Origin of the sequence: Weissella cibaria (assembly GCF_004521965.1) — a bacterium.
GTDB classification, from domain to species: Bacteria; Bacillota; Bacilli; order Lactobacillales; family Lactobacillaceae; genus Weissella; species Weissella cibaria_A.
This window is the reverse complement of sequence record NZ_SDGK01000016.1, coordinates 16,935-42,477: the sequence shown is the minus strand read 5'-3', so window position 1 is coordinate 42,477 and position 25,543 is coordinate 16,935. Positions and strand designations below refer to the sequence as shown.

Annotated in this window: 26 protein-coding genes; 22 read left to right on the top strand and 4 right to left on the bottom strand. The window is 45.1% G+C overall.

Features of this window, described 5'->3' with window-relative positions; all coding sequences use genetic code 11:
- Nucleotides 1-133: 133 nt before the first annotated feature.
- The 11 genes from clpX (at nucleotide 134) to budA (ending at nucleotide 12,540) form a co-directional block, all read left to right on the top strand.
- Nucleotides 134-1,387, top strand: coding sequence for an ATP-dependent Clp protease ATP-binding subunit ClpX (gene clpX, locus EST42_RS02660; RefSeq protein WP_010369727.1), 1,254 nt, complete (start codon nucleotides 134-136; stop codon nucleotides 1,385-1,387).
- A gap of 13 nt (nucleotides 1,388-1,400) precedes the next feature.
- Complete coding sequence (yihA, locus tag EST42_RS02655; protein ID WP_134644092.1) at nucleotides 1,401-2,030, top strand: ribosome biogenesis GTP-binding protein YihA/YsxC; 630 nt, start codon at nucleotides 1,401-1,403, stop codon at nucleotides 2,028-2,030.
- 232 nt (nucleotides 2,031-2,262) lie between these two features.
- A complete protein-coding gene (locus EST42_RS02650; protein WP_134644091.1) occupies nucleotides 2,263-2,511 on the top strand; it encodes a hypothetical protein in 249 nt (82 codons plus the stop codon).
- Between the two features lie 96 nt (nucleotides 2,512-2,607).
- Nucleotides 2,608-2,838, top strand: coding sequence for a cell division protein ZapA (gene zapA / locus EST42_RS02645; RefSeq protein ID WP_134644090.1), 231 nt, complete (start codon nucleotides 2,608-2,610; stop codon nucleotides 2,836-2,838).
- Nucleotides 2,838-3,380 carry a CvpA family protein gene (locus EST42_RS02640; RefSeq protein WP_134644089.1) on the top strand — a complete coding sequence of 181 codons (543 nt, stop codon included), beginning with the start codon at nucleotides 2,838-2,840 and terminating at the stop codon, nucleotides 3,378-3,380. The genes zapA and EST42_RS02640 overlap by 1 nt, the downstream gene beginning before the upstream one ends.
- A gap of 32 nt (nucleotides 3,381-3,412) precedes the next feature.
- A complete protein-coding gene (locus tag EST42_RS02635) occupies nucleotides 3,413-5,791 on the top strand; it encodes an endonuclease MutS2 (RefSeq protein ID WP_134644088.1) in 2,379 nt (792 codons plus the stop codon).
- Between the two features lie 225 nt (nucleotides 5,792-6,016).
- Nucleotides 6,017-6,328 (top strand): hypothetical protein, encoded by a 312-nt coding sequence (locus EST42_RS02630; protein WP_245150351.1) that lies wholly within the window; start codon nucleotides 6,017-6,019, stop codon nucleotides 6,326-6,328.
- 411 nt (nucleotides 6,329-6,739) lie between these two features.
- A complete protein-coding gene (trxA, locus tag EST42_RS02625) occupies nucleotides 6,740-7,054 on the top strand; it encodes a thioredoxin (RefSeq protein WP_010369700.1) in 315 nt (104 codons plus the stop codon).
- A gap of 340 nt (nucleotides 7,055-7,394) precedes the next feature.
- Complete coding sequence (locus EST42_RS02620) at nucleotides 7,395-9,410, top strand: toprim domain-containing protein (protein ID WP_167711054.1); 2,016 nt, start codon at nucleotides 7,395-7,397, stop codon at nucleotides 9,408-9,410.
- Between the two features lie 6 nt (nucleotides 9,411-9,416).
- Nucleotides 9,417-11,693, top strand: coding sequence for a DNA gyrase subunit A (locus EST42_RS02615; protein WP_134644086.1), 2,277 nt, complete (start codon nucleotides 9,417-9,419; stop codon nucleotides 11,691-11,693).
- A gap of 112 nt (nucleotides 11,694-11,805) precedes the next feature.
- A complete protein-coding gene (budA, locus tag EST42_RS02610; RefSeq protein WP_134644085.1) occupies nucleotides 11,806-12,540 on the top strand; it encodes an acetolactate decarboxylase in 735 nt (244 codons plus the stop codon).
- 810 nt (nucleotides 12,541-13,350) lie between these two features.
- On the opposite strand, the gene EST42_RS10945 is transcribed toward budA, so the two are convergent.
- Together EST42_RS10945 and EST42_RS10940 are read right to left on the bottom strand one after the other, a co-directional pair.
- Nucleotides 13,351-13,617: an MFS transporter gene (locus EST42_RS10945; RefSeq protein ID WP_245150350.1), complete on the bottom strand. Its 267-nt coding sequence runs from the start codon at nucleotides 13,615-13,617 to the stop codon at nucleotides 13,351-13,353.
- Nucleotides 13,614-14,156 (bottom strand): MFS transporter, encoded by a 543-nt coding sequence (locus tag EST42_RS10940; RefSeq protein WP_245150349.1) that lies wholly within the window; start codon nucleotides 14,154-14,156, stop codon nucleotides 13,614-13,616. The genes EST42_RS10945 and EST42_RS10940 overlap by 4 nt, the downstream gene beginning before the upstream one ends.
- A gap of 218 nt (nucleotides 14,157-14,374) precedes the next feature.
- Between EST42_RS10940 and EST42_RS02595 the strand changes: the two genes are divergently transcribed.
- The 5 genes from EST42_RS02595 (at nucleotide 14,375) to EST42_RS02580 (ending at nucleotide 17,926) form a co-directional block, all read left to right on the top strand.
- Complete coding sequence (locus EST42_RS02595) at nucleotides 14,375-14,737, top strand: hypothetical protein (protein WP_245150348.1); 363 nt, start codon at nucleotides 14,375-14,377, stop codon at nucleotides 14,735-14,737.
- 152 nt (nucleotides 14,738-14,889) lie between these two features.
- Entirely contained in the window at nucleotides 14,890-15,309 is a 420-nt protein-coding gene (locus EST42_RS10935) for a tetratricopeptide repeat protein (protein ID WP_245150347.1), read from the top strand.
- A 292-nt stretch (nucleotides 15,310-15,601) separates the two neighbouring features.
- A complete protein-coding gene (locus tag EST42_RS10930) occupies nucleotides 15,602-16,816 on the top strand; it encodes an AAA family ATPase (protein ID WP_245150346.1) in 1,215 nt (404 codons plus the stop codon).
- 259 nt (nucleotides 16,817-17,075) lie between these two features.
- Nucleotides 17,076-17,231, top strand: a complete 156-nt coding sequence (locus tag EST42_RS10925; protein ID WP_245150345.1) for an ADP-ribosyltransferase family protein — start codon at nucleotides 17,076-17,078, stop codon at nucleotides 17,229-17,231.
- A 53-nt stretch (nucleotides 17,232-17,284) separates the two neighbouring features.
- Entirely contained in the window at nucleotides 17,285-17,926 is a 642-nt protein-coding gene (locus tag EST42_RS02580) for a YdcF family protein (RefSeq protein ID WP_134644084.1), read from the top strand.
- 68 nt (nucleotides 17,927-17,994) lie between these two features.
- Here the strand turns inward: EST42_RS02580 and pnuC are convergent, their stop codons facing one another.
- Complete coding sequence (gene pnuC / locus EST42_RS02575) at nucleotides 17,995-18,774, bottom strand: nicotinamide riboside transporter PnuC (RefSeq protein ID WP_134644083.1); 780 nt, start codon at nucleotides 18,772-18,774, stop codon at nucleotides 17,995-17,997.
- A 283-nt stretch (nucleotides 18,775-19,057) separates the two neighbouring features.
- Between pnuC and EST42_RS02570 the strand changes: the two genes are divergently transcribed.
- Complete coding sequence (locus EST42_RS02570; RefSeq protein ID WP_134644082.1) at nucleotides 19,058-19,390, top strand: hypothetical protein; 333 nt, start codon at nucleotides 19,058-19,060, stop codon at nucleotides 19,388-19,390.
- Nucleotides 19,391-19,430: 40 nt separating this feature from the next.
- Here EST42_RS02570 and EST42_RS02565 read toward each other — a convergent pair whose 3' ends face one another.
- Nucleotides 19,431-19,796 (bottom strand): helix-turn-helix domain-containing protein, encoded by a 366-nt coding sequence (locus tag EST42_RS02565; protein ID WP_134644081.1) that lies wholly within the window; start codon nucleotides 19,794-19,796, stop codon nucleotides 19,431-19,433.
- Between the two features lie 314 nt (nucleotides 19,797-20,110).
- Here EST42_RS02565 and EST42_RS02560 point away from each other — a divergent pair, with 314 nt between their 5' ends.
- The 5 genes from EST42_RS02560 to spxB all read left to right on the top strand — a co-directional run bounded on the left by EST42_RS02560 (nucleotide 20,111) and on the right by spxB (nucleotide 25,455).
- A complete protein-coding gene (locus EST42_RS02560; RefSeq protein WP_134644080.1) occupies nucleotides 20,111-20,371 on the top strand; it encodes a hypothetical protein in 261 nt (86 codons plus the stop codon).
- Nucleotides 20,372-20,515: 144 nt separating this feature from the next.
- The gene (locus EST42_RS11340) at nucleotides 20,516-20,650 is read left to right on the top strand and encodes a hypothetical protein (protein ID WP_280633861.1); all 135 of its coding nucleotides are present in this window, start codon (nucleotides 20,516-20,518) and stop codon (nucleotides 20,648-20,650) included.
- A gap of 479 nt (nucleotides 20,651-21,129) precedes the next feature.
- Nucleotides 21,130-22,995 (top strand): hypothetical protein, encoded by a 1,866-nt coding sequence (locus tag EST42_RS02555; protein WP_134644079.1) that lies wholly within the window; start codon nucleotides 21,130-21,132, stop codon nucleotides 22,993-22,995.
- Nucleotides 22,996-23,073: 78 nt separating this feature from the next.
- Nucleotides 23,074-23,238, top strand: coding sequence for a hypothetical protein (locus EST42_RS10455; RefSeq protein WP_167711052.1), 165 nt, complete (start codon nucleotides 23,074-23,076; stop codon nucleotides 23,236-23,238).
- Nucleotides 23,239-23,655: 417 nt separating this feature from the next.
- On the top strand, nucleotides 23,656-25,455 hold the full coding sequence (spxB, locus tag EST42_RS02550; RefSeq protein ID WP_134644078.1) for a pyruvate oxidase: 1,800 nt from the start codon (nucleotides 23,656-23,658) through the stop codon (nucleotides 25,453-25,455).
- Nucleotides 25,456-25,543 lie beyond the last annotated feature (88 nt).

The following is a 25,543-nucleotide window of genomic DNA, read 5'->3' as shown; positions in this document are numbered from 1 at the left end:
GAGTCTAACCTCTTTTTGCAGTGTTACACTATATAAGTCCTAAGAATATCGTACAAAAAAACACAAAATCTCTGGTACAATAGTAGGTAACTTACGTTTCGACTAACGTTAAAAATTTACAGGAGGTTGAACAGTGTTTAATACAACCGATAATTCAAACGGCATTGCCTACTGTTCATTCTGTGGTAAGGCTTCAACAGAAGTGAAGAAGCTTATCGCAGGGCCTGGCGTATACATTTGTAATGAATGTGTGGCCTTGGCACAAGATATTATTAATGAAGATTTGCAACAAGATGCATTGGAGCGCACATTGACTTTGAAAACACCACAAGAGATTGTCGATAACTTGAATTCATATGTTATCGGACAAGACGAAGCTAAGCGTACTCTTGCAGTTGCCGTCTACAACCACTACAAGCGCGTTAACGCTATGTTGACGGGTGATACTGGGGCTGAAGGTGTTGAGCTGCAAAAGTCTAACATCGCCATGATCGGACCTACTGGGTCAGGTAAGACGTATATTGCACAATCAATGGCTAAGCTTTTGAACGTGCCATTCGCAATTGCGGATGCAACGACTTTGACAGAAGCTGGATACGTTGGTGAAGACGTTGAAAACATTCTATTGAAGTTGATCCAAGCCGCTGACTATGATGTCGAGCGTGCGGAAACTGGTATTATTTACATCGACGAAATTGACAAGATTGCCAAGAAGGCCGAAAACGTTTCGATTACACGTGACGTTTCTGGTGAAGGTGTGCAACAAGCACTTTTGAAGATGTTGGAGGGTACGATTGCTAACGTTCCACCTCAAGGCGGTCGAAAGCACCCTAACCAAGAGTTCATTCAAATCGACACGACAAACATTTTGTTCATCGTCGGTGGTGCCTTCGCGGGTATCGAACAAATGGTTAAGGAACGTGTCGGAGCTAAGGTAATTGGTTTCGGTACGGACTCTAAGACAGTCCAATTTAAGAATACTGACAAGTCAATCATGCAACAGGTTGTACCTGAAGATTTGATGAGCTTTGGATTGATTCCAGAATTCATTGGTCGTTTGCCAATTTTGACAGCTTTGGAAGAATTGACAGAAGATGATTTGGTTCGTATTTTGACGGAACCTAAGAACGCTTTGGTTAAGCAATACCAAGCTTTGTTGGCACTTGAAGGAGTCGCATTGACGTTTACTCCTGAAGCCTTGAAGGCCATGGCACACTTGGCGATTGAGCGTGAGACGGGTGCCCGTGGTTTGCGTTCAATTATTGAGGAGACAATGCGTGACGTCATGTTCGATGTACCATCACGTGATGACGTTAACGGCGTTATTATTACTGAAGGTGCTGTATTACGTAACGAACAACCAGAGATGGTTACAGAACAAAACTAACGGAGGATTTATCATGGAAGTACACAATGTCGAAATGGTAATGTCCGCTGTGCGTGCCAGCCAATACCCAACTGATGGTTTACCTGAGGTGGCATTCGTTGGTCGTTCAAACGTGGGTAAGTCTTCATTGACGAACGTTTTGATTAACCGCAAGTCATTTGCCCGTACTTCATCACAACCTGGCAAGACGCAAACACTGAACTTCTACAAGGTGGAAGATCAAATCTTTTTTGTTGACGTGCCTGGGTATGGATACGCTAAGGTTTCTAAGAAGGCCCGTGAAGAATTTTCGGTCATGATTGGTGAATATTTGCGTACCCGTGACCCACTGAAGGGTATTGTGCAGCTAGTAGATGCACGTCACATGCCTTCTAAGGAAGACATCGAGATGTACAACTGGTTGACGTCTGATGACATCGGCCTACCGGTTTTGGTTGTTGCCACGAAGGCTGACAAGATTTCACGTGGTAAGTGGAATAAGGCTGAGGCAGATATCAAGCGCGGTTTGCAATTTAACCCTGACGTTTCTGACTTTGAGATTTTCTCATCAGAAACCAAGTATGGGAAGGATAACGTCTGGGATTGGCTAGAAGCCCGTATGCTTGATGGTACGGATTTTGATCCAGAGGAATTCGAAGATTAAAAAGAAAGCACGCATGCAACTTGCGTGCTTTTTTCGTGCGGGTGAACAATCGTGTATATCTTGGCTGCCGTCATGGCGGGTGGGGTGTACCCACAGGTTCTGCTGATTACTTAACTGTCTAAAAGTTAACCGTTTCACCTAATGTTCAAACACTAAATTTGTGACGACATGGTGTAAAATTGTACTTAAGGAGAAGAGAATCGCTAAGCAGAAAGAAAGTAGGCGACTCGATATGCAAGTGAAACACAATGATATGATTCTCGAGGCATGGCAAATCTCAGACGATACGGCACCCGCGGTTTGGGTGCAGGACGCATTGCAAAAAGGCATTGTGACTTGGCAGTCAAACGCAGAAAACCGATTGCGATTGCATGAGCCTGATAGTATTGGTAATTGTGGTGATTACCTAATCAAAAACGGGCCAGCATTCAAAATTGTGACGGCACCTGAATTTACTTCGGATTACCAAACACTAGGATAATTAGCAAGTCAATGAAAAACGCTGAAACATCAGCGTTTTTTTGCTATACTGGAAGTTATGAAATAAGAATGACATCCGTGAAAGGAAGGCAAAACCATGGCAGAAAAGATGCGCTTCAAAGGCGAAATCCTTGGTAAGCCAATTACCATTACGTCAAATGAGACCCAAGCCCACATGAAGGCTGTGTTCGACTTGGCAAATCAACAATTGAACGAAATGAGCGAGCTAGCCCCACGCCTAACTGACGATCAATTACTAACGTTGTTGGCCATTAATGCACTATCAGATCAATTGAAGATGCAGGCTGAGAAGGACGCTAATAAGTAATGAATTTGCTATCAGTTATCATTCTGGTGTTACTAGTTGCTGCGATGACGCGAGGTTATACGCTCGGGTTTACACGTAGTTTAGTCTCGCTTGGGGGTCGTTTTATCGTCTACGCAGTTGCCATTCTTTTGTCACATCGCTTCGGAGCATGGATTCATGCGACGTTTTTGACAACAATCCAAACAAAATGGGCCGCGAATGGCGTGCCAACTGTGCTAGCTGATAAAGCAAATGAATTTCTGGCGTCAGGATTAGCATTTGGAATCTTGATGTTTGGTGGGTCAACGGTCCTGCGGTCGATTGAACGCAGTCTGCGTTTTATTAATAAGGTGCCTGTTTTAGGAAAACTAAATCGTTTGGCTGGCCTGCTTGTATACGGCCTTTTAGTCTACATTGAAATCTTCTTTGTTTTACAATTAACACAGACATTAGAAATTCCTTGGTATCACGATGCGATGATTCACTCACCCGTCGCCCAGTGGATGTTAAATCAAACACCTTACTTCTCAGACGCCATCTATCAATGGTGGATTCTCCAGTAGGGCAGAAATAGAGATATTAGAGGTTCAGACAGATGAATAAGAAAGTCTTGGCAACCCTTGAGTATGATGCGGTAAAGGCCCAGTTGCGGCCATACCTCTCAACGGCTGCCGGTGAAAACGAGTTGCGCAACTTGTTGCCAACTGCTGATGCCAATGAAATGCAAGCTTGGTTGGCGGAAACGTCTGACGCAGCTAAGGTATTGCGTTGGCAAGGTGGGATTAATATTCCCAAATTGGCTGATGTTAAGCCACATATGCAACGTTTACGGATCGATGCAGCGCTAAGTGGCACAGAATTGGCCCAAGTTGGTCGTGTGCTATTTACAACCGGTCAAATGCGTATGTTCTTTGAAAACCTAATTGAAGACCGCGGCGAGCCATTGGCTGCATTGCGACCATACTACTCACGCTTGGTTGTGATGCAGGATTTGACGCGCCGTGTGAACACGGCAATTGATGGTGATGGTCGTGTCACTGACGAAGCGTCACCTGAACTACACCGGGTCCGCCAAGCAATCACTTCGACTGAAAATGCAATCCGACAGAAGATGCAAGATTACACTCGTGGTAGGTCAGCGCAGTATCTGTCAGATCCAATTGTGACGATTCGCAGTGATCGGTATGTTATTCCGGTTAAGGCCGAATACCGTAGTCGTTTTGGTGGCGTAGTGCACGATCAATCACAAACTGGTCAGACATTATATATTGAACCAGCTGACGTGGTTGATATGAATAACCGTTTGCGTGAGCACTATATCAAGGAGCGACACGAAGAAGAACGTGTTTTGGTAGAATTGTCAGACATGTTGCGTCCAGAAGCCGAAAACATTCAGAAGAATGCAGAAGTGTTGGGCCACTTGGATTTCGTGAACGCGAAGGCACGTTATGCGGCAGCAACTAAGGCCCAGGAGCCAGAGTACAGTCCAGAAAATCACGTGCGTTTGCTCCAAGCGCGTCACCCATTGTTGGACCCACAAAAGGCAGTTGCCAACGATATTATTATTGGTGAAGACTACAAGGCAATTATTGTCACTGGACCAAACACCGGTGGTAAGACGATTACCTTGAAGACGCTTGGTTTGTTGCAATTAATGGCCCAATCAGGTTTGTTTATCCCAACAGCTGAGTATTCAACGGTTGGCTTGTTTAAGGAAGTCTTTGCAGACATTGGTGATGAGCAGTCAATTGAACAATCATTGTCAACATTCTCATCACACATGGTCAATATTGTTGATATTCTAAAGCAAATTGACGCGGATTCTTTAGTACTATTTGACGAATTGGGTGCTGGAACAGACCCTCAAGAAGGGGCCGCTTTGGCGATGTCTATTCTGGATGCGGTTGGTGCCAAGGGTTCATACACTGTGGCAACGACGCACTACCCAGAGCTGAAGGTCTACGGTTACAATCGTGTCGACACGATTAATGCATCGATGGAGTTTGACGTTGACACTTTGCGTCCAACGTACAAGTTCTTGCTTGGCATTCCAGGCCGTTCAAACGCGTTGGAAATCTCAAAGCGTTTGGGCTTAGATCAATCGATTATTGATGCTGCGGCTTCATTGACGTCAGAAGATTCGCAAGAGTTGAATGACATGATTGCTGATTTGGTTGAACGTCGTAACGCCGTTTTGGCGCAACAAGTCCAGTTGGCCCAGCAAGTTATCGAAAATCGTCAGATGAAGAACGATTACGAGCAAAAGCTTGAAAAGATGGAAACTGAGAAGGCTCGTACGCTGGAAGAAGCCAAGAAGGAAGCCAACCACATCGTGGCAGATTCACGTAAGAAGGCAGATAAGATTATCGCCGATTTGCGTAAGATGCAGTTAGATGGGGTGGCCGTTAAGGAAAACAAGTTGATGGATGCTAAGGGTGCCTTGAACGCAATGCGACAAGAACCATCAGCGGAAAACAATCGTGTTTTGCGGAAGGCTAAGCAGGCTAAGAGTCAAGATATTGCCGCTGGCGACACTGTCTTGGTTCGTGAGTACGGCCAACAAGGTACTGTTAAGCGCAAGCTAAAGGACAGTAAGTTCGAAGTCCAAATGGGTATTTTGAAGATGGTGCTGGCTGAAGATGAGATTGAGAAGCAAGCAACCGCACAATCAGCGAAGTCTGAGCAAAAGGTTGCCGCTAAGCCACGTGTTAGCACGAATAAGGCGGTTAACCGCGCAAACGCATCAGCAACGCTTGATTTGCGTGGCCAACGTTATGAGGCTGCCATAGGTGAGCTTGATCAGTTCATCGATCGCGCCTTGCTGAATAACTTACCTTCTGTTGAAATTATCCACGGTAAGGGAACAGGTGCTATTCGCCAAGGTGTACAAGAATACTTGCGTTCACACCGTGCGGTTAAGGACTTTAGCTTTACTGGTCCGGACCAAGGGGCAACGTACGCCGAACTAGGTTAATCAAAATGAAGAAAGACTGATTCTGTGTCAAGAATCAGTCTTTTTTTATTCTTCACAAACTCTTCCAAGCTTGGTACCGGCATTTGTATGGCTGAATCAGTATAATAAACGGTAAACAGGGAATGTGAAAGGAAGAAATGGACATGACAACGACAACTGCGACACAAGCTGAACCATTGGAAAAGTATTTGCGTGAATCACACGTCTTAAAATTTGGCAACTTGTGTGAATAATCGCCCATCTAACCGTGATGTCTTCTATCTGATGCCAGATGAATTTACAAACTATATCTATATCACAACGCCACGTAATTCAAATAAAATGGCTGAAATTGTGGCGCCCCCCCATGTACCATTCACGATGGTGCCAACCGATGATGATAACAGAGTTGTGACGTCAAATAAGGCGCAAATTCATTTAACGGACAAGACCATTGATGATGTTTTACCATTGTTAAATAATCAAATTCCAGAATGGACCGAAGTCGTTTGTGGCGTAAAGAAAACCTTTGTTGTCTGGAAGTTAGAATTTGAATGAGTAAAGTTGTTTGGTAACCAAGGTATCAACTCTGTCTTGATTGATAGTCAAGGTGTCGTTAAGGAGGAAATTTAAGAGATGAGGCGGTAGTCGGTGACGATTGCGGCCTATACACTGGCTGGCACTTACATATGGGTCATCATTGGCAGAAAGTCCAACATTTAGTGGCGAGACACTGTCCAAATCATCATATTATCCATGCGTACGCGTGCTGGCGTGAGCGGTAATGGGGATGTGTGCTAAGATGGAGACAAATGGAGGTGGTTTGCCATGGGATATTTGTTGATGTTGGCTGGCGATGACGAAGGTAACGCGGGTGATTATGATTAATGTCATGAGACAACTGTCGACAATTTTGGATTTTAGCGTTATACTAACTTTAAATTAGAAAACAATGGGGAGGCTGTTAATATGGCAGTACAAGATATCACAGATGCAAACTTTGCAGATGCAACCGATACCGGTGTAACGTTGACCGATTTCTGGGCAACTTGGTGTGGCCCATGTCGTATGCAGTCACCAGTCGTTGAGACGGTGGCCGAAACAATGCCTGAAGTAACATTTAACAAGATGGATGTGGATCAAAACCCAGCAACCGCACAAGAGTTCGGTATCATGGCAATTCCAACGTTGCTTGTTAAGAAAGATGGCGAAGTGGTTGAACGTTTGACTGGTTTCACACCAGCACACCAACTTGAAGCTATTTTGGCTAAGTACACGGCCTAACTTGATTAAGAACCAGCAAATTAATGCTGGTTCTTTTTTCATTCTGTGTTATGGTTATTAGGTTCTACTTAAACATTAAGGGAAGCTTTCTGCTGATGTAGAGGGCTTTTTAGCTTGTCTGTTCATGTAAAAGTCTCAGTCCAGAAACACTGAGTACCTTTACAAATCGCTAAATATTGTTCAAACTATATTATCAAAACCCGATAAGACTGGTATTATAGTACAGGCTGAGACTTGAATGCACAGTTTTGCACATGCAAACTGTCCTAAATAGGGTGCTGCTTTTGCGCCAATAGACGTGTGTCTTAACACGCGATACATATAAATGGAGGTAGAACTAATGGCAATCATTAATGCCAATCAATTGAATCAAATTCGTATCAACCCTGATATGTATGGTGGTTCAAAGAGTACACCAACCCATGCCTTGCAGGAAGCCGTTGATAACGGAATCGATCAAATTTTAATTAAAAAAGCGGACCATTTGTGGATCACGTTCCACGAAGATGGTTCTTATTCAGTGTTTGATAACGGTGAAGGAATGCCCGTTGAAGTTGCTGAGACGGCGAATGGCGATAAAATGCCAACCAACCGTATGGCATGGACGGTGCCAAATACATCAGGGCACTATACACAACAAGCCACGACTTCAATCGGAAAAAACGGTATTGGAACCAAGTTTGTGACGGCGACATCAACTAAGACGGTTGGTACGATTTTAAAGGACGGTAAGTGGTATCAAGATATCTATACGTTGGATCCAGAAGTGGCGCCAGCATTTAAAGATAAGAGTGATAAAGCCGCTAAGTTGTTGAGCCGGTCACCATTGATTTACGAAACTAAGTTGAATCGTAATCACCAATTGCCAAGCAAGACTTTGACGCAAAAGTTATATATTCATGGTCAAAGTCATGGAACTGAATTACGTTTCTGGCCAGATCCAGATATCTATGATTCAGTGGCAATCGACTGGACGGCCTTTAAGGACCGTTTGCACCAACAAGCGTTCTTGAACCCCGAAGCATCATTTACGTTGATTAATGAAGCCACTGGCGAAGAAGTATCATATCACGAACCCGAAGGATTGAAGGCGTATGTTGAATATGTCTTTGAGTCATCGAAGGAAGACAATGAAAAGCTGATTACAGGCATTCATGGTTTCTCTGGCCGGATTGAGACAAACGAGGGTGAGTGGATTGGTGCGGACGTTGCGTTTGCATGGGCAGACGGGGCGACACCACGCCAACGGTCATTCGTTAACTCAGTGGCCACGTCTGATGGTGGTACCCACGTTTCTGGTTTCAATGCTGGTGTGCGCCGCATGATGAACAATTATGCTGACAAACTTGGCTTGACGAAGGACTCGATTGATTCTCGTGATTTGCAACCCGGTTTGGTTGCGATTATTTCAGCGAACCACACGAAGCCCCAATATACCGGGCAAACCAAGGATAAGCTCTCAAACGTTGACGCTAAGACGGCAATTGATAAGATTACCTACGAGCAAGGTCAATTCGAGTGGGACAAGTACATCACTGATGTTGAAGCGGTTATTAAGCAAGCATTAGAGCGGGCGGCTTTGCGTCGCAAGATTGATGACTTGTCAAAAATTAAGTTAGATTCAAAGGATATGAAGGCTAAGGTTTCGAAGAAGTTGAAGCCAGCCAAGAAGTTGCGCGGTGCTCGCGGTGTTGAACAAGCTGAATTATTCATTACCGAGGGTGACTCAGCCTCTGGTTCTTTGACGCGTACTCGAATTAACGGTGAAGGTGGTATGTATCAAGCCATTTTCCCAATTCGTGGAAAGATTATTAACGCGTTGACGTCAACGTCAGATAAGGTTTTTGCGAATACTGAAGTCTCAACGATTTTCAGTGCGATCGGCGCTGGAATCGGTGATAAGTACGACGAGTCAAAGTTGAACTACGACAAGATCATCATCGCATCCGACTCTGACTCCGATGGTGACAATATTTTTGCGTTGTTGATTACGCTTTTCTCAAAGTACACGCCACAATTATTAGAAAATGGACACGTCTATCGTGCCCAAGCCCCATTGTTTATTAATTACGATGAAAAGGGAAACACAGATTACATCTATACGGAACGTGATCAACAGGTTTACTTGGAAACGCACGACCCTAAGTTGGTTGAACGTGCCAAGGGACTTGGTGAAGTTGGTGACCCAATGACGCGTGAAACCTTGATTACACCAGGAACCCGTCATTTAACGCAATACACGACAAACGATATTGAAGCCTCAACGGAACTAGTTGATTTGTTGATGGGTAAAGAAGTGGCTCCACGTCGTGCGTTCCTAATGGAAAACGCTGAATTTGCACATATTGAGGAATAAGAGATAATGGCGACAAAAAAGAAAATCAAGATTGATTTGAAGCACGACAAGCCAGTTGTTGAAGACCTCGATCAATCAATGAAGCAAGCATTTACAAATTACGGTATTGCCGTTGCTTCTGATCGTTCAGTGCCAAATGTGCTGGATGGTTTGAAGCCGGTGCAACGTCGTATTTTGTACGCCATGACAATGGCAAAGTTGTCTCCAACCGCAAAGTTTAAGAAGTCACAGACGGTGGTTGGGGATGTGATGGGAAACTGGCACCCCCACGGTGATAATTACGGGTCAGTTGATTACTTGACGCAAAATTTCGTCTTCCCATTAGCACCAATCGAAGGACACGGTTCATTTACCGACATTTCTGGTAACCCAGCCGCTGCGGCCCGTTACACAGAAGTACGGTTGTCACGTTTCGGACAATTGATGGTGGATGACCTATCTGAAAAGTTGGTTCCATACGAAGATAATTATGACAATACGAAGCGGATGCCACGGGTATTTCCGGCCAAGTTGCCATATTTGTTGATTAACGGGGTTAAGACAGGTATCGCGGTTGGCTTTACGAGTTCGATTGCACCGCACAACCCAGTTGATGCGACGCGTTTGCTGAAGCAATACATCAAGGCGCCAAAGATGACGCTTGATAAGGCAATTAGCATTCTGCAAGGCCCTGATTTGCCAACGGGTGGAACCTTGTACGGCGATGTCCGTTCATACTACAAGACTGGTGTGGGCAAGTTCCAAAATGCCGGGACAATTATTGATTCTGACGAAGATAAGAACACATTGATTATCACCGAAGTACCATACCGTATGGGTGGATCAATTAATTCTTACCTCGATAAGGTGAAGGATTTGATTGCCGATGGTAAGTTGAAGCCAATTCGGTCAATTGATGACTTCACGACGGATGAGGATATTGCTAACAACAAAGTCCGAATCGAAGTCACATTGCAGAACAATTATGACCACGAACAAGCCAAGACGTTGCTTTTCCAAAAGACGGATTTGCGTCAAACGTACTCACTTGAATGGATGGCCTTGGATGGTTTGACACCCAAGCGCTACACACTGATGCAATACTTGCAGACAGTGGCGAACTTCCAACACACGTTGGTCGTGCGTGAGTATAAGGCAGATTTGGAAAAGGCGTCTGTGCGCCTAGAAATTGTTGACGGTCTGATTCAAGTACCTGACATGATTCAAGCGATTGTGCACGCTGCCCAGAATACGGATGGTAAGGCGGACTTGATGCAAGTCTTGCAAGGCTTGAAGACCATTCCGGCACAAATGGCATCATTTAGCTTCACGGAACGTCAAGCTGATGCGATTGCGTCAATGCGTGTCTACCAATTGAACCGTGTGGATACGCAAGCGTTGGTAGATGAAAAGGCTGATCTGGAAGAACGCATTGCGATGGCAAAGCGTTATATCGAGGAGCCAGATTTACGTGTGCAATTGTTGTCTGAACGTTTGGACGAACAAATCAAGGCCTTGAAGAAGGATGGCTTTGGTTCACGACGTACCACGTTGGGTGATGAATCTGAGTTGAAGGCTAAGGTAGCGAAGACAGTCATTATTAACCCGGTGACGATTACGATTGATCGTTACGGTTACATCAAGATGACCGATAAGCGCGAAGTTGAAACGGACGATGAAATCCAATTTGTACTGCAAACAACGGACGATGATTGGTTGGAAATGTTTACAGCTGATGGACGCATGTTGCAAGTTGGGCTATCTAGCTTAAAGAAGTACAAGGCGCGCGATAATAATCGTGGGGATGCAGCGATGGCTGTGTTTGCTGATAATGGCTACACTGGTGATGATCGCGTGGTCCTTTGGACAACGCGTAAGCACCTTGATGAAGCTGGTACGGAAATTGTTATGGTTTCTAAGCGTGGTTTGGCGAAGCGTTTTGCGACGGCTGAATCTAAGTTAACGACCAAGACATTGCGTAAGACGGTGGAAGCCTATCCAGTGAAGGATGGTAGTGATGAACTGCTGTTTGTACAACTGGTCAGCCAAATTGAAATTAAGAGCTTTGATATTATTGCCATTCGTGGTGAAGAGTATAAGCGTATTAAGCTATCAGCCGTTAAGCTACAAGCTTCAGCGGCCGGTGCTGGTACACAGACATTTGTGGATAAGAAGAACTCAGCCGATTTGGATGCCGTTTACATTCTCAACGGTCCTGAAACAGATTTGTTGAATATTGCCGGCGTACAATTGCGTCAGCTACCGGTTCTGCGTGAATCACAAACGTTCAAAAAGATTCAATAATAACGGGGGCTAATCAGTTGATTGGCCCCTTTTTTTAAAGACTAATTTTCAGTTATGTTCAGGTTTTAGGGTTATAATAATCATCGAAGATAAAGGTGAGGGGGTTGTAGAAATGACAACTGTTTATCAACATGGTACGTTAGCAGCATTAATAGCTGGTCAGCTGGGCGGAACACTGGAGCTTAGTGAGTTACTAAAGCACGGTGATACGGGAATCGGTACCTTGCATGGCGTCGATGGTGAAGTTGTAATTTTGGATGGTGAAGTTTATCAAGCTGATGCAACGGGGACTGTAAACCACATTACCGATTTGACGGCAACCACGCCGTTCTCAACAGTACATGATGGTCGCGATGTGACAGATCGAATCACGCTATCTGATGTGACAATAGCAAATATTGATTTAGTCGAGAAGCGTCATTTGGCGAACAACTTCTCAGCAATTGTCTTGCATGGTGTGATGAACCAAGTCTTAGTTCGTGTCGCACCAAAGGCGAATGAGCCATTCCCATCATTGCTTGAATTAACTAAGAATCAACCAACGTTTGAACGGGAACACGTTGCAGGAACGTTAGTCGGCTACTATTCCCCAGAATTGTATCAAGGCGCCACATCAGCTGGTTGGCATGTGCACTTTATTAGCGATGATCGCCAATTTGCGGGCCATGTCTTGGAATTTAGCGCTGAGGAATTAACTGGCAAATTAACGGTGTTCGATGATTTTCAGTTACACTTGCCAATTAATGACGCAGCATTTCGTACCCATGAAGCAGTGGATATGGCGGAGTTGGATGCCGACATTCACGCTGCTGAAGATGAACAACCGGTGCCGGTATTGAACAAGTAAAACGCAGTAACAAATTAAACGACGCCGAATTTCTAATAACGATTCGGTCGTCGTTTTATGTTTGTCGGTTATATAAGAGAGATTAATGGTGGCAATATCTAACTTAAAATCGCACTGATTTACGGTATGTTAAGCTATTTGGTAAGGAGATTATAGTTATGACGGATAAATTATTTTTTACATCGGAAGTCATTGACGATTGATACTCGGCCAATCCAAACAGTGCTGGCAAGTCACGAGAGTTTTATGCAAAATATTGGGAAAATACATTATCACCGAACAGTGCCGATTATAGTACGGCTGGTGAAGCAATTTATCGTGGTGACAGGACGATATCTTTTAATACAATCGCCGGTAGTGTTTTACGACTTGACATGACAGCGGATATGCCACAGGGCAGTTTCGCAAGATTACAGGCAATTCAGTCATCCGAACTAATTACGGATGACCTGAAGAGGCAGTTTACCGAATTTCAAAAGCTATATCATTCATTAGCCAATTTTTTCCGTTGCCCGGGTGACCACCGTGCAACGTTGTGACTAAGCCGGTTGGGGAAGGCTTGTCGATGGTTAAACAAGGTACATCACGAAGCAAGTTCTTAATGTAGGCTATGGTTTCAAATTCTTCAAACGAGGCTTTAGCGTGTTGGTTCATCCAACGGCGCTATTTAAGTTGTTCAGCAACTGGAATGCGGGTAAGGACGGTTTCCATATTAATTCACCTCGTTTTCGACAGGCTTGTGCTTTGGAATGAAACGTGAAAAACAAATAGCAACACACCCAAAATGACAAAGTACATAAATACCATGAACTAGGCACCACTGGCCATATCAACCAGTAAACCTATCAATGTTGGTGAGATGATACCACCCAAGATACCGCCAGTTGCAACAATGGCGTATGAGGGACCAAACTTGTGGGCCGCAAAACGCTTAACTGGCAATGACATCAATGTTACAAATGTAGTTGCTGAGAAGAACTCGCCAAGTGAAAGGGCAACGGTAATTAACCCAGTATCGGTTGACATCGAGGCGGCAAATAGACTCAGTACCCCAAGCATACCCGCGATGCCAATCACCGTTTTTCCTTCCCAAAGAAGAACTTACCAACGATATATGAACCGCCGATTGCACCCACCAAGAAGGCAGCACCACCAACGGCTGCGATGTGTCTTTGAACAATCGTACTTAGACCGACTGATTGTATCAGGTAAGAAGGTATCCAATTAATCATGCCATACATCATCGCGTTAATCGTGAAGTTTAAGATACCGAGCAACCAAACAAAAGGTTCGCTAATAACTTCTAGAAGTTTCGCAGCCGGGACGTCTTCAGCAACAGGCTTCTCCTCTGTGATGTCAGTAGTGAGGTTTTTAGCGTGCTTGTCGCTAGGTAGGACAAGGCGTAGGATAATTCCAACGATAACTGAAGCACCAGCAATCATCCAGAAAGCACGTTGCCAACCATAATCGGCTAGGACGGGAGACACGACCAAAAGCACGATAATCTCGGAAATGCCAGCCATCGCAAATGTTAAAAGGGGCTTTGACCCAAGCTTTGTATTTAAAATTCCGGCCGGAACTTGCATGGCAGCGTTTCCAATGAAGAAGGCAGACATTACCATTCCTTTTTGTACGTTACTGAACCCGAAGTCCTGCTGCATGCTGACTTTGTGTAAATTGTAAAAATCAACCGATAGATATCTGGTTTTGTCTAGACCAATTAGAAGCGTAACGGATCTTTCACAATCTGGTCAGACTGTTACAAGTTTCGCCTACTGCATGTTCACGTTTATCCGGCATCATGGTAAAACATAATGTTTGGAGGAGTATTTTGATGGCAGTTGATATTTTTAAGCACCAAATGAATGATGAAACATTGCAGGGTGTTCGTGCCTTACGTGTTTACGGGGCTGGCTTGCAACAATACATGGCTAAGGAAGTAACGAGTGCGTTGCATACCCAGAATGGGGATGTGATCTTAGGAGAAATTTTGTGGCGGCTGATGGCAAACTATCGCAATGATGCTGAAATGGTCCAACAGCGTGCTAAACAAGCCCTGGCTGAGGTCGGAGTGACTGTTGAAAATGATCAAGATTTAGCAGCTGGCTTAGACTTTTTGGACCGCGATGAATACATGCGTCATAAGTTAATTGGTGAGGTGGCCGAGATGTTTAAGGAAAAAGGGGTACAGCATTAAGCTATCACGACCTGAGGGGTATGTCCTACAGAATCCAACGGAATCAAAAATTTCTGATAAGTAATCTAAAACGGGCGGGCATCGAATCAGATGGGCGCCCGTTCTGCTGTGGTAAAATAGATATCCGAGTAAAAAAGAGATGAGGTTACGAGATGCAAGAGATGTATGACCAAGCCCGTAGCCTAGTGAAAACGAAAGACCATGTGCAAGCAGAACACTTGCTGGCTAAGTTGTATGACCAAGACCTGCAGTATCGTGCAGTGGCGTATTATTACGGCCGGGCGTTGTTTGCCTTGAAACAGAATGACCGTTCAGCCGAAGTATTAGCCGGGTACGTGCGGCAACGACCAATGACAAAGACGAAGCTAGCGAATGCTTATTTTTATTTAGCCAAGTTAGCGTTGCGTGACGAAGACGCCGACACGGCTCAAAAATTCATTAAGCGGGCTGCTGCGCGTGGATTAAAGAATGAGCGTTTAGAAAAGATTCAGAAACAAATTTGGCAAGTTGCGGCAACGCAGACTGAGGACAAACCGGTTTTGAAATCGCGCATGCAGGTACGATTAGATTGATTGGCCTCGAACGGTAATCCGATTGTGATGACGACCGAAAAAGAATACAATCAGCCTATATTTTCGTGGATGGGCTGAGTTATCAGCAGATTACTATATTAGGCGACCGTGAATGGCACGAATTACGTTTGACCACGCCTCGTTGGACGAATATCCCAGGGTATATGAGTGCATCTGTGCTGGAATCACGGACTTACTATGATAAGTATCTGCCACTGATGTCGGACATTCGTTATATGTCGGCTTTTAATGATTACTTGGAGGAAATGCTTATTTCCAACAGAAATGGGGATTGTCCAAGGCCTTTGCGTTACTGCAGGTACCGAAGTTTAATAAGGCAATCGTTGAACAACTCTTGGATGAGAGTCGTCAAACGGGCGGTCAAGTGTTGAAGCACTTGGCCGCGGTCGACGATTTAGTAATGCTTAAGCAGGCTGGTGAAGTATTACCAGTGCAAGAACGTCAACGTTTCCGGTCTTTGCCGTTGATGCAATCATCAGAGTTTGGCTTTACCAATGACGATGAATCATCTGGATATTTATACCTGAAACAGAAGCTAGCAGCTGAACGGACAGTCCGGAAGGCGATTGCTGCGACGACGGATCGCGTGCTACCGTTCCGCGAACAAGTGGAAAACTTTAAGCCACTTGGTGAACAGGCGGACTTTATCCAGTGGTTGCGTCATGAGCCACGCCGGGTAGTGGCCTTGTTAGGTGTTGGTGGTAGCGGTAAGACGTTTATATTGGGAAATATTCTGCAGACGGATCAGGTCGTGGCCTTGGCACCAACTCACAAAGCTGAGTTGAATTTGGTTGATAATGGGTTCCAGACGGTTGGCACGGTTCAATCAGTCGGCACTAATACGGATACCGCCCAAGCCTTCAAGTCGGTTAAAACGGTCATTGTTGATGAGGTATCTATGATGACTATGGAGATGATGGCACAACTGGTGGCCTTTTTCAGTCCGGATACTCGTTTTATACTGATTGGTGATGATGCGCAATTACCACCAGTGAGTTTAGACGAAGACGCCTTATCTGTGACGGGTGATTTGATTCGCATGCTCCGGACCTTTGGCACTGGCTTTATTTTCCAAAATAACCATGGTGCGCGGAATGCGCAATTGCGTGAGTTTATCGCTCATGCTCGAGCAGCAGATGCGAATTACTTGCGACAAACACAGCTGTACCAGACTGAAACGTACCGGAATATGTTACAAGACAAAATGCAGCATCTCGAGTTGGATGACACGATGATTCTCGCATATACAAATCAGCGCGTTGCCCAGATTAATGAGTACTTCTTCAACCACCTATCAGCTGGTATGGACGAAATCATCCCATTTACGAAGCGTGGCAAGTATGGTCGTGGTGGCTTCTTTATTGGCGCGAAGGTTATATTTTATAACAATGATCAATCACATCAATTCGGGTACACGACGAGTGAATATGGTGAGGTGACCAGTCTGCGCCAGAGCAATATGGCTGGTGACTATGGTGAACACTGAAGCTGTCGGGACCTTATGTCGATTTGGGTGGCTACACTGTGACGTCGACTGACTTGCCTAAAATTGATACAGATAAGTACGTCTACATGTTGAATGATGAAGGGTTTTCACAAGATGGACTGACCTTGAATCATCAGGATCCAGCAACCAAAATGTCGAAGGGCGAACCCGAGTTTAGTCAGTACAGCCAAACCTGGGCCAAACGTTTGATCAAGAAATTGCTAAGAAGTACGGTACGGGCATCGTCCTTGAAATTACGTTGCTAAAGGGCAAGTCAACGGGAGCTTATATCGGCAATTTATCAGATTGGAAGATTGAGGAAGAATATTTGATCAAGCATGGCAGTTGGTTTAAGGTTACCGAGATTGCTGATTTGGGCGATAACAAGTTAGTTAGTCTGAAGTATGTGAAGTAGTATAATGAATGTACAGACAGAAACTTTATAATGCTAGGGACGGAGGGTGCGTAATGAACGAAAAAATATTAACAGCTGCCAAAGTGTTATATGACTTTCATCATCAAGAACGACCTACCGACCATGCGGATTTTATCCTGACGATGGGATCGCATGACTTGCGCCCGGCAGAACATGCGGCCGAGCTATTTCTGCAAGGTAAAGCTGACTTCATTGTGGCAGCTGGTGGTTTTGGCAAAATCACCCGTGCTCTCTGGCTAATTCCGGAAGCTGAAAAATATGCAGAGGTAATGCAGGCAGCTGGTGTACCTGCTGATAAAATTTTCATTGAAAACGAGTCGACCAATTCTGGTCAAAACTTTCAATTTACGAAGCGCTTGTTGGCATCAAAGCAGATCACCGTCCGAAGTGGCCTGATTGTCAGTAAGACGTATCTCGGTCTCCGGGCGATGGCGACGGCGCAACGACAATGGCCTGAAGTTGATTGGTATATCGATTCACCAGCCTTGCCATTTGAACAATATCCAACTGCTGATGTACCGCTTGAACGTATGATTGCGCTATTGGTGGGCGATACGCAACGTTTGTTGACGTACCCGGACCAGGGTTTCCAGGTTCCAGTGACTATGCCAGATCAAGTTCTAAGGGCGTATGAATACCTAATTGCGCAGGGTTATACGACCTATTTACAGTGAATTTAATCATTTTAAAAGGGTGTAACCAGTCGACTTGCCGGTGACGGTTACACCCTTTGTATTAGTTATTATGCAGTTTGCGGCCGGAACCATAAGTAAGCACCGTAGAGGCCATTAATCAAAGTGCTAATTTGCAGCACCAACATCGATAGTGCCGCGGCCCCGCCATGACGGAGTTGTACAGCCCAAATGATGACTTTAATGACGTCCAGAATGAGCCAAGCAACCCACTGTGACCGGTACCCGTAGGTCATTAAAATCTGGCCAATAATACCCAGTACCAGCAACGAGGCATCCAAATAAATTTGATTACCGAGGAGTGCATGGGATAGCGCGACGTTTGCACCATATAATAGCAGTGAAGAGCCAGCGGCCCAAATGACCATCGTGTTGGTGAGCCGTCTTGGTACAACGGCATCATTTTGCGAGGCGGTAATTGACCGGTGCCAAACGGCAATACCAACGAACTGTGCGATAAAATAGAACAGTTGTGATGATATGTCACCGATTAACCGATTATGAAAGGCAATTATCAGCCAAGTACTGGTTGAGATTAAGCCCCAACCGTAATTCGTTAACCGGCCACGATCAACCAGAATTAGGTTAAATGCCGTGGCAAACGAGGTTAATAAGCCAATCCAGCCAATTGTCGAGTAATCGTGTTGGAAAGCAAAGGCGATCAACGAGGCGGTCAACATACTGCCAAGTAACAGGTGCTCCCGTCGATTTAAGGTGACGAGTTCCCGGACCATTGTGACCGGGTTGATAGCATCCCACAATTGGTGAGGTGCCGGGATAGTGCGACGCATTGCCAATGTGGCGGATGCGAGCGAGTGATATGAGAACATAGGTGTTCCTCCGATTGTTGAAAACCCACCGATTCGGTAACGTGGGCGCATGCGACATGCGACTGGTGCAAAAATGACACCGGCCGGTTTGTTTTTTTAGAGGCGGTTGTATCCCGTAAAACCCTCTGAGCTGTTTAACGACAAGCTCCAGTCGGCGCTGAAATATTAACGTGGCATAACTTTAACGCCAAATGGGCATAATAGCAAGCGTGAATTTAATTATCAAAATATCAGCTTTTCAACACCTGAAAAAGTGCTAGACTATCCGTAAGGGGGTAGTACGATGTTTTTTAATAAGCAACGACGTATTGATCGGCTTGAACGGGCCGAGGTTCTAGATGCAGTGATGGGACTGCAGGAGGTGTTGAACGAAGCTGATGTGATTAATGAACTTTTGCTGGTGGCCCAACGTGTGGCAACCCGTATGGAACACGGCGAGGATGCCCGACGGTGGGCGAACCGCTTAGTGGCCTATATTGATTCTAGCGTTTTCAACCGCACCTTTACCTTACCGGATGGCGCTGCACCGTATGTGGCGCAATTACGTGAAATTGGTAAACTGGCTGGCGTAAACGGTACTTATCGCTCGGATTATGGGTCTGCCGCGCAATTCTAATCATAATGAAAACCGCGTACTCATTTGGTACGCGGTTTTGTTAGTCAAATTGTGTTAAATCTTTTTGAATGAGCCGCTTCAAGGTTTGCAGTTGCAACTTTGATAAACCGGCCGACTCGATCAAGGCAACGATTTCTTCCATGTCGGTATCAATTTCAGTAAATTCGAGGGGTAAGGTCTCAACACTGTTGTCACGGCTGTCGGTGTAGCCAAGCAAGTAATTAACTGAAACGCTTAGTACGTTCGCAACGGCCTCAACGTGAGCGATGGTCGGCTCTTTAAACTTCCAACCGTAAATGGTGTTTGTGCCTAATTCGGCCACATTATTAATGGTTCGAAGGGAATAGCCTTGTTCATCTGCAATTTCTTTAATGCGACTAAAAGTAATGGGTTTGAATGCTGCCATATGAAAGCTTCTTTCTAGCCGAATGCGACTATGTGATACTTCTATTGAACCCCATTAGCGGTGGATCCGTCAAATGATAATACAGTGATTAAGCGAATAGCACCATTTTTTCGGACTTTTGCACTTTTACTTACAAAAAGTATTAGAATAATGTGAGGGAGATTAAAAGTGTTATCGCCCGGTTAAAAATGTTAGTCAATAAAGTCATGCTTTTCAGCAGTGGTAGGTTGAGAACGTGACTTTTCTTTTTTGAAATGTTGGTTGACAGAAAGTATTAAGCAGCACGTTTCGATGTGTGCATAGAGGGATTTAATATGGCAAACTTTGATGCATCAAGCACAGGAATTGGTAACATCCATTACGGGTTCACAAAGTCAACTGGGATTGACACAGCACCTGTTATCGAATCACAAGGGATGAACAAAGGAGCGTACCACGCCCAATTAGTTGAACGGTATACCCAATTGTTGACGCAACGTGACCACGTGTCATACGCGACCATTCGACAACAATTGCACGTTGATGATACGACGATTCACCAACTAGCGCGTGAAACAGGGCTCTCAGTTAAATAAGGGTTGCTATCGTTAGAAGGGGATGATAGCGATATGACTAGGCAGAACGATTGAAAAAATCTTGAAAATCGACTTGCTGACTTAGAGAAAGACCGCGATGAAATGGCGGCTGAACTGGATTTGAAATCAAATCGAGGGCGGTTGTTGGAACATCGTGATGCATTGCGCTTTGACTACTTAGAGACGCAAAATGCGTTGTTGCTTAGTCAACAGGCTGAATTGTTGACGTTGGTCACAACGCTAGAAAAGAAACTGGCACAATTGACACAAGATAATTAACTAAAAGCCCGGAATCGCGCAGTTGCGTAGGCCCGGTGCGTTTTCGCATCAAGAATATTGTGATTGTTGAGATTACAGAATGTGTGACACGATGCGGAAACCACTAAGTAAGTGTACGCCGAATTCATGCGGTTACGGCAAAGTTCCGCAATTTAGGTATTGGTCAGTGCAACGACAATGTATTCCAGACATTTGTGTTAACTAGTATAGAAAGGACTATACTGATAACGGGTTCAAAACATGCCGTCAAATTGTGTCGCTTTGCCAACTGACTTTTCTCAAGCGGCATGATATTGAACCGTTATTTGGGATGACCACATCACCGTGCACAGTGAGGCCGGTAATGTGGTCTTTTTGGTATGTACCCAAAGACGCAACTTCTGCCAAACACTGGGGCGGCGTGCTATGCTAGAATGGTGATTTTCACACATGGTGTCTACCAACACCGCAAGAGAATAATGAGATTTGAGGGTATTGAGATGGCAAAGGTTAATAAGAAACAACTGAAACATTTATTACAGCAACAAACACAAGTGCCCCGGACGACTAAAACGACGACACCACTTGCACAAACAATCCAACACAAGTTATTAAACTTGCAGGAACTGATGGGACGATCGGTGACTCAGAAAAGTGTGGTCCATACGAAAGCAGCGATTGTCTTGCAACAACTGCAAGAAACCATCGTAGATGCCTATTCGGATGAGGAAAAACCACTGACACTGACCGATTACGAAGTGAAGCCTCATCTCGGCCATTACATGCTGACACACGTTGAGCGTGGCGATATCATGATTGCATATGAAGATTTCGCCACCGCGGTGTCAATGATGGTGAAAGGGACGCGTTCGTATGCTGATCTGCAGGCGTTGCTACAGATTGACGACGCGATGCAACTCGAAGATTATTTCGAACTCAGACCAGATGATAAGGGGACCTCTCCGCGCCATCTAGTTAAACCGTTGAAGCGCCGGCTGGCTGACATGGCGGTTGCCCAGGACACCCAGCCGGATACCACAGTGACGGATTTTCAAAGCGAAATCAAACGATTAAATAAGGCCAACAAAACCTTAAAGAAGGAAGCGCAAACCAACATGGTCCGGGCTGTCGCTGCTGAAAACGAAGTGGATAGTCTTCACCAAGACCTGGCAAACATCGAGACAGCAGTAAGCGCAACAACAGACGACCAAACGATGCTACAGGCCCAACTTGAACAGCAAACGATTGAACTTGACGCTGCCAACAACATGTTGATGACCTATAAAAAGCGTCTCGATGAATTTGAAATTGCTGATGGTGAGCAAGACAATAACCGCCGCGAGAATGAACAACTCCGTCAGCAAGTGAGTGAATTGGCAGCTAGTCAACAAGCGTTGCAAGCTGATTTAGCGCAAGCACAACAGGAAAACGACCGGTTACACGGTGAATTAGCACAGACTGCTGTTACCCAACCACAACCAACGATGATAGCAACGGGGCTGTTTAATGATACCAATGCGGTGACCATTATGAATGTCTTGGCCGAGAAAATCGCAACGCTGCAACCAGGTGTGCCGGCGACACCGGTAACCGAACCAGTTGAACCCGTAAGTGAACCAATGCCAAGGGAACCAGCACCGGTTGCTGTCACCCCGTTCGCGTTGACAAACCGGGAGATGATGGACTTACTCATCACAAACTTATCAGCGGATACGGCTACTGATTATGTCCGGCTTGATCGCTTGGTTGATAAGTACAACACGTTAACCAATGATGAAAAATCACTTTGGCAGCAGGTGCAGGGGCAATTTGTTCAAAATGACGGCTATTGGGATTTTGTGACTCTGAATGATGTGACGTATAGCAGTTTTGATGACCAGATTGACTATAATGGCATTGATACGACCACAATTGCTGAGCACGTTATTTATTCAGCTAAGGTGCGGTCAGATACGAATGTGGTGGTCATCTTGCGGAGCCTTCGAGCGATTGATGAATCAGCAACTAAAGTAAAAGATGAGCCGGCTGAGCCGGAGACACATGATACTGATGACCGCTTAGCTGGTAAACGGGTGATGATTGTTTCCTGGTTTGGTCAGTCAGCCGGAATGGCTAAGCGCCGTATCGAAGAATATGGTGCGGCAGTTGACTGGATTGATACCTCAAAGATTGGTGAAGGCAAAGTCAATGACATACTGTGGAACGATAAGTATGATTTGAAGATTGTGGTGATGAATGGTTCGCATCACCATACGGTCTGGGAAGCTTACGAAGTCATTCGCCAGGATCCTGAATTGAATGTGCGGGTGGAGGCCAACCCAGGTGTCACAACGATGCTCAACATGGCCTTGGCCCTAGCTGACTAAAAGTTTGGATGCCGGGTTTTGGACCGGCTCTCGGTATAATGACGGTAAACAACCGTGAAACTAGAGGAGGACGGTCTAATGACATCAACTGAGTTAGAAAAATTGAAGCAAGTGCAACATCAGCCGAATTTAAGCGGTCTGGCTGTTTCAGGAATCGGATTTGCATATGGTAAAAATATGTTGTTACTTGACAACGTTGTTTTGGATGACGCTGGCAACCCAATCATTCACTCGAAAGATTAATTGGAATTTGCTTTGGATCACAAGTTCGGAAAGGTTGTGATGCGTGGGGAAGCAAAGGATGTCATGTGGGCATTTTTAAATGACGAACGGGTTCAGAAAAATGCGACGACATACAATGTCCGATTGGGGATGGCGGACTGCTCATTAAACTTATTCGGGAGGCCAAAAACATTCGGGCCGAATTTGCCTCAGATGGTACGGATGACGCGTCGACGTCTGATGAAACAATTTGGGCCGTTGATTGCTAACAAAGCCACACACCAACATGTGATTAAAAATGTTAGGGTGTGGCTTTTTTGACAGTTTACATAAAATTGTCACTTGTATTTGTAAACAAAGAGCGTACTATTAAGTTGTAAGCGAAAGCGCTTACAATTTAATAGTGTTTTTGGTTTTGCTATTTTGGGGAGGCATAACATGTCAGAACAAGCAGAGATGATTCCAGCAGGAATCGCAATGGTTAAGGTATTGGAAGCCTGGGGTGTTGATCACCTATACGGGATTCCTGGTGGTTCGTTCAACTCAACGATGGATGCGTTACTAGCTGAAAAGGACAATATTCAATACATTCAAGTCCGTCACGAAGAGGTTGGCGCGATGGCGGCAGCTGCGGATGCGAAGTTGACTGGTAAGATTGGGGTAGCGTTTGGGTCAGCTGGCCCTGGAGGAACCCACTTGCTCAATGGTTTGTATGATGCGCGTGAAGATCACGTGCCAGTGTTGGCACTGATTGGTCAGTTTGGCACGTCGGGTATGAACATGGATACATTCCAAGAAATGAATGAAAATCCAATTTACGCGGACGTCTCGGTTTACAACGTGACGGCGGTGACAGCACAATCATTGCCACACCTGATTGACGAAGCAATTCGCCGAGCGTATGCCCAACATGGTGTGGCTGTTGTTCAAATCCCAGTTGATTTGCCATGGCAGGATATCCCGGCTGAATCTTGGTATGCGTCAGCTAACAGCTATCAACAGCCATTACTGCCACAACCAGATCCTGATAAGGTAAAGCAAATTGCGACGTTACTCGAACAAGCTGAGCGTCCGGTTATTTACTTCGGGATTGGGACGCGTGGCGCTGGTCAAACACTGCAAGACATTTCAAATAAATTCAAGATTCCGTTGATTAGTACTTATCCAGCTAAGGCAATCGTGCCAGATGATTTCCCATTGTACTTGGGTTCGACGTTGCGAGTCGCCCAAAAGCCAGGTACGGAAGCATTGGCAAATGCGGATACTGTACTCTTCGTTGGTAGCAATTTCCCATTTGCGGAAGTCGCTAATTCATTCAAGAATACGAAGCACTTTATGCAAATTGATATTGATCCGGCTAAGTTAGGTAAGCGCCACAAGGCTGACGTGGCCCTCTTGGCTGACGCGAAGGCGGCCCTGGCAGCGTTGCTTGACGTCTTGCCAGAACGTGCTGAAACGGGTTGGTACAAGGCTAACGCGCAAAACGTGGTTAACTGGCGCGCTTACTTGAACAAGTTGGAAACCAAGACTGAAGGTGACCTACAGGTGTATCAAGTCTATAACCAAATTAACCGTGTTAAGACGGATGATGCTATCTTCTCATTGGATGTTGGTGATGTGAACCAAACGTCAAACCGTCACTTACACTTGGCTGATACGAATCGTCACTTTACGTCGAACTTGTTCGCAACAATGGGTGTTGGGATTCCCGGTGCGATTGCTGCCCGTCTAAATAACGCTGATAAGCAAGTTTGGAGTTTGAGTGGTGATGGTGGTGCAGCAATGGTTATGCAGGACTTGGTGACCCAAGTGCAATACAAGTTGCCTGTGATTAACGTGGTCTTCTCAAATAACCAATTTGGTTTCATCAAGGATGAGCAAGAGGATACGAACAAGGGTTACATTGGTATTGAGTTTAATGATATCGATTTCTCAAAGGTGGCTGAAGCAGTTGGCATGCAAGGTTTCCGGGTAACGAAGATTTCTGAGTTGGCTGACGTCTTTGATCAGGCTGTCGCGCTTGGTAAGACGGAACCTGTATTGATTGATGCACGTATTAGTGGCGATCGCCCAATTCCAACCGAAGCTTTGCAATTGGATCCAATGACGAACACGGCAGAACAAATCGTAGCCTTCAAGACCCGCTTTGAAGCAGAAGACTTACAACCATTGCGCGACTTCTTGGTTGCCAATGATGTTGTGGTTGGGGATGCGAATGTTGAAAACGGTGGCTTTTAATTGAGATCGTGAATAACGGCATACTGACATAAACAAAAACGTCTATCATACGATTTTCATATCGCGTGATAGACGTTTTTATGTTAGT